This window comes from Occallatibacter sp. (assembly GCF_049802275.1).
Lineage (GTDB): Bacteria > Acidobacteriota > Terriglobia > Terriglobales > Acidobacteriaceae > Telmatobacter.
Genome location: NZ_JBARMD010000342.1, coordinates 1 through 5,334 on the forward strand (window position 1 = coordinate 1; position 5,334 = coordinate 5,334).

Genomic DNA, 5,334 nt, shown 5'->3' on the forward strand with positions numbered 1-5,334 from the left:
TGTTCAAGGGCGACTCGCCCGAAGTGGCGGAGAAATTCGCCAAGGCCGATCCCTATGTCGCCAGCGGCATCGTCAGGCGCTGGCACGTCCGCGAGTGGACCACGGTCGTTGGCGATCTTGCATCTAATCCAAAACGCCCCGCCTGATGGCCCGCACAATTTCCATCGGGCAGGTTTCGTTCGCGGGTCTGCAGGTCCTCAGCAACCTCACTGGCAATGCCATCGACGCGATGGCCTCCAGGGGTGCCGCCTCCTGATCCGCAGCCGGGAAGCTACGGAGTGGAAGACCGAAAGAAAAGGAATCGTCTTAACTGTCGCCGACACCGGTTGCGGCATGTCCCAGCAGACCCTGACCAGGATCTTCGAGCCGTTCTTCACCACCAAGAGTCACAAAGGAAATGGAATCGGACTCTGGATCAGCCGCGGAATCGTAGACCGCCATCACGGCCTGCTCACGGTTCGATCGCGTTCTGCGGCAGAACGTTCAGGCACGGTATTTGCCTTCTTCCTGCCATTTAACGCCACCGCCCGCAATTGACTGCGCGGTTCTCGCGTCTATTCTTCTTCGGGCAGAACTATAAATGCCGGAGCCGAACGTGGAAAATCGATTAGGGAAAAAGCACCTGCAGTAGCGGCTGCGCCTTGCCACGCCGGCGACTGCAATTCCGGCATCGGCTTGGCTTGGAACAGCTTCTTGCACTGCCGCGCAGTCCAGCGCGCCCAGTTCTTCGACTTCTTTCTGCGCGCGCTGTCCGTCGAAATTCCCGTGCCCGCATACATCTGCCGGTAAAGTTTGGAGAGGAAAATGAACCCGAGGCGTGCGCGCAGAGTCGGCGTGCACGCCGACCGCTGCCAGATGGCGCTCCAGGTGTAGAACCTGTCCCACACACGCTGCGTACGCTCGCGAATCTCATCGGAGCTCATCGACGGATGCGGTGTAAACATCTTGGGGCGAACCTCGGTCGGGATCAGCCAATAACGAGTCAGGGGTATATCGCCCACCAGCGTGGGATGCGCGGACTGCTCCTTCTCCCACCGCCCGAAATCGACTGTGCCCGGGAACGGCGTCATCATCACGAACTGCGCAAACGTCACGCCCGCTTTCAGCGCCATCTCCACCGTCGCGTCAAAGGTCGCAGGCTTGTCCGTCGGCAATCCGAAGATGAATGAACCAAGCACGTGAACCCCATGCTTCTTGAACGTCTGCAACTGCTTTGCCAGCGCCTCGCCGGAGTAGTTCCAATCCTTGAAGACTGCCTTGAGGCCCTCAGGCGTCACCGCCTCCACACCCACCAGTGCCCCTTTGATATTGGCTTTGCGCATGGCGTCGAGGTACTCGCCGTCTTCGCCCGCCTCCATCGTGATCTGGGTGAAGAACACCATATCCTTGGGCAGCTTGGCGAGCTCTTCCATTAACTGAAAGCGTTCATTGCGAATCGTCGTGAGCTCTTCAACTTTGGCAAAGTTCTTCTGCTCCCGCGCCAGTCGCAAATCGGTCAGTGTAACGGGATAGAAGTTGTCGTCGGCCAGCGCGATAAACCGGAAGCCAAGCCGACGAAGGCTTACGATCTCATCAACCACTCTTTGAAACGAACGCTGTCGCGGCTTCTGTCCATCGGTGCGCCAAACGCTGCAGAACGAACAGTGCTTGGGGCATCCACGAATGGTTTGCACCGAGGCCCACATGTATTTGTCAGGCCGCATCAGGTCCCAACGCGCGGCGAGGAACTGCGTGCCTTCTATCCGGCCACCTTCATAGACGCGCTCAGGTGTTCCGGCCATGCAATCCGCCACCGCCGTGCCCCAGGCAATATCGCCATCGCCCTTCACCACGGCATGCGCTTCGCCGCGGTCCAGTGCTTCCTCTGGAAAGAGCGTAGCGTGGATGCCGCCGTACACCACCCATGCGCCACGCGCTCGCGCCAGGCGCCCAACCTGGTAGCCGCGCAGAGCATTACCCGTGTGCACACTGATGCCGACAATATCTCCGGGTTGAATACTCTCAGGCACAATCTGCTCGAGTGATTCATCTACCAGGATCGGGGTACCGGCCGATGCGGGTGTTGCCGCAGCAAGCACAAACAGCCATCGCGGTGTGATGACAGCCGTGCCAAAGGAATTGTCGCTGGGATTGACCAGATGAACGCTCGTAGGACCCCCGCCTTTCGGTGTGCATGTCCGTCGCGGTGGGAATCGGGCGATGAGCAAGGCTCACGCCGATACGCGGAACTGCACCCTGGCAGGGAACTAAGCGTCTGTGGCCTGCTGTGTCGCCTATCATACACAACCCACGCACTCCCACGAAACCCCATCAATCGCCCTCCCCGTGAATCGACCGCCAAAGTCGCCAGCGGATGCCTGAATTGCGACCCCAAGTGACTCAATCGAAAGTCGTTTGCGTAACCCTTCCCAAATGCAAACTATTTTGCCGACCCCACTTCTCCTGTACACGAAAAACATGCTTTTGGGGGGTGTCGCAGTTACTTCAGCCCCCAGGTCCAGGTCAGCCCTGAACTCGTTCCGTAGTCGCTGCCCGGCAGGTTCGGCGGCGGCTCGTTGTCCCAGTTGCCGTAGAAAGAAACATTGAACTTGAGATCGCCGATGATCTTCACGTAGTAGGATGCGTTAATTTGAAATTTGAGCCGGCCAGGCTGGGAGACAGCCGGTAGCAGTGCGCCGTCTATATTGAGGCTGGTTTTGCTGAATCGGAAGAATCTCGCATTCGCAAAGATCAGCGCGGTAGCAAGATTCTGTTTGCTGACCTGCGGCTCGGAGTTTTCATAGTTGGTGCCCTGCCACCCCAATCCACCCAGCACGGCAATCGACGCATTATTTGTGTTCTTCAGATAGCGGCCGACGCCGCCGCCCAACGTGATCTGGTTCCGAATCTGCTGTTCCGAACTCTGTAAAGCACTGCCTACACCCTCATAGAACCAGTTCTTTGGCGGAAGCAGATGTTGACCCACAAGCGTCAGTGAGTTTCGTGCGGAAGCACTGGCGCCGGCGCTGGACGAAAGACTCGAAGAAAAGCCGGCCGACGCGTTCCAGCGCTCGCGCACATACTCCTCATTCGAACTCAGGTTGAACTGCGTTGATGAGTTTCCTTTGGAATAGATTGTCCCGAAGGTGATGTCACCGCTGAATCGTTCCCAGAACCGGTCGGATGTTGCCACCATGTCAACGATCTGCGAACGTTCGATCACCTCAGGCCTGTTCTCCGCGTTTTCAACTACCTCAATCTTTACGGGCTGATCTTCGGGTCTTTCCGGAGTTTTGAGTGTTCCCGTATACACAATCCCACTCTCAGTCTTGACAACGAACAGCTGGGTGCTCTCGAGGCGGCCCACTTTTGACCAATCAACGGATGCTGTTCCGTCGATGTAGTCGAAGCTGACATAAAGCACTCCCCCGCTGAGCCCCTTCACCTCGCAGGTCATGCGGTCTCCGTTTTTCATGATCAGCACATCGGTCTTGTTGCGCGCGAACAGCGGTAAAGCAAATAGGAAAGGGAGAGCAGATGAGATGGTCAAGGCTCGGATGTTCATAATGGACCTCTTGATGCCAGGTTGCATGGACCGGTTGAAAAGACTGAACTGGATGGAACGATGCGGCGCACCGTGAATGTGCCGCTCAGCTGGGAGTCGCCGGGACCGTTCCGCCGATAGGATGGCGAACTGATCATTCGCGGTCAGTCCGCGTCGGATGCGGCATCCGTCAGCCCGAGAATGCGGGAATGACTCCGGGCTGTCCACTGGCATGTATCCCAGTATTGGGCTTACACAGGTTTCCTGTACACTGGAGTGTTCACTCGCCATGCAAAGCAAATACCCAATCGGCATCCTCGGCGCGACCGGAATGGTCGGCCAGCGCTTCATTCAGCTGCTCGAAAACCACCCATGGTTTGAGATCACCTGGCTCGCCGCCAGCGACCGCTCCAGCGGCAAGCTTTATGGTGAAGCCGCCAAGTGGCGTCTCGACACCCCCCTCCCCGAGCGCATCGCGCGCATGACGGTTGCTCCTGCCGAGCCCGAAGGCGCACCGAAAATTATCTTCGCCGCCGTCGACGCCGCCATTGCCCGCGAAATGGAGCCGAAATTCGCCAATGCCGGCTGTGCGGTCGTCTCCAACTCCAGCGCCTACCGCATGGCGCCAAACGTGCCGCTCGTCATTCCCGAGATCAACGCCGACCACCTCCACCTGATCGAAGAGCAGCCCTCGCGCCGCGAATCCGGCGGCTACATGGTCACCAATCCCAACTGCTCCACCATCGGCCTCGTCCTCGCTCTCAAGCCACTCGAGGAACGCTTCGGCATCGACCAGATCTTCGTCACCACCATGCAGGCCGTCTCTGGCGCGGGCTATCCCGGCGTGCCCTCCATGGACATCCTCGGCAACGTCATCCCCTACATCGGCAGCGAAGAAGAAAAGATGGAAGCCGAGACCCTGAAGCTTCTCGGCCATCTCGACGGCAATCACGTCACCCCGCTTGCAGCCAGAATTAGTGCCCACTGCAACCGTGTCGCCGTTGAAGATGGCCACACCGAAAGCGTCTCCATCAAGCTCGGTAACAAACTCGGCCGCCCTGTGACCCACGAAGACATACTCGCCGCCTGGTCTGACTTCATGCCGCTCAAGCTGCAGCATCTCCCTATGGCACCCGAGCAGCCGATCGAGTTTGCCCCGCAACCGGACCGCCCGCAGCCCCGCCTCGACCGCAATCGCGGACGCGGTATGGCCGTCACGGTTGGTCGACTTCGCCCCTGTAGCCTGCTCGATTGGAAGTTCACTGTGCTTTCCCACAACACCATTCGCGGAGCCGCAGGCGCCGCCATCCTCAACGCCGAACTGCTGGCCAGCCTGGGCAAGTTGGAACCCGTGGCCGAAACCGCCACCCGCGCGTAAAAGAGAAGCGGTGCAAAGATATCTGCTTGCATCAGGGCATGACTGGAAAAAAGAAGAAGCGGTCCAAGAAGCTCCACTTGTATCAGGGCATGACTCGTAAAAGAGAAGCGGTGCAAAGAAATCTGCTTGTATCAGGGCATGACTTCAGTCATGCCGAAATACCCGGGTAAGAAGGTGGGGCTTTTTAGCCCCTGAGTCAGAATCATCGGAGGGTACGGGCTTCAGCCCGTACATCAAGCCTCCAGAAGAAAGTGGGGCTTCAGCCCCTGAGGTCGGAACAAACAACGCATGAGCCTGGTCGTGATGAAATTCGGCGGCACCTCGGTGGAAGACCCGACCGCCATCAACCGCACCGCCGCCATCGTCGCGGGCCGTGTAGCCGCCGGCAAACAGACCGTGGTTGTCGTCAGCGCCATGGCCAAGGTCACTGACC

The 5,334-nt window shown here is 58.6% G+C and carries 5 protein-coding genes; 3 read left to right on the forward strand and 2 right to left on the reverse strand.

Annotation, left to right across the window (positions count from 1 at the left end):
• Window positions 1-333: 333 nt before the first annotated feature.
• Window positions 334-537, forward strand: coding sequence for an ATP-binding protein (locus tag WA354_RS11990; protein WP_472813247.1), 204 nt, complete (start codon window positions 334-336; stop codon window positions 535-537).
• Window positions 538-554: 17 nt separating this feature from the next.
• Here the strand turns inward: WA354_RS11990 and WA354_RS11995 are convergent, their stop codons facing one another.
• Window positions 555-2,078, reverse strand: a complete 1,524-nt coding sequence (locus tag WA354_RS11995) for a B12-binding domain-containing radical SAM protein (RefSeq protein WP_472813248.1) — start codon at window positions 2,076-2,078, stop codon at window positions 555-557.
• A 401-nt stretch (window positions 2,079-2,479) separates the two neighbouring features.
• Window positions 2,480-3,544: a DUF481 domain-containing protein gene (locus WA354_RS12000; RefSeq protein WP_472813249.1), complete on the reverse strand. Its 1,065-nt coding sequence runs from the start codon at window positions 3,542-3,544 to the stop codon at window positions 2,480-2,482.
• A gap of 268 nt (window positions 3,545-3,812) precedes the next feature.
• Here WA354_RS12000 and asd point away from each other — a divergent pair, with 268 nt between their 5' ends.
• On the forward strand, window positions 3,813-4,901 hold the full coding sequence (gene asd, locus WA354_RS12005) for an aspartate-semialdehyde dehydrogenase (protein WP_472813250.1): 1,089 nt from the start codon (window positions 3,813-3,815) through the stop codon (window positions 4,899-4,901).
• A 288-nt stretch (window positions 4,902-5,189) separates the two neighbouring features.
• The coding region (locus WA354_RS12010) for an amino acid kinase family protein (RefSeq protein WP_472813251.1) at window positions 5,190-5,334 on the forward strand (145 nt) is incomplete at its 3' end.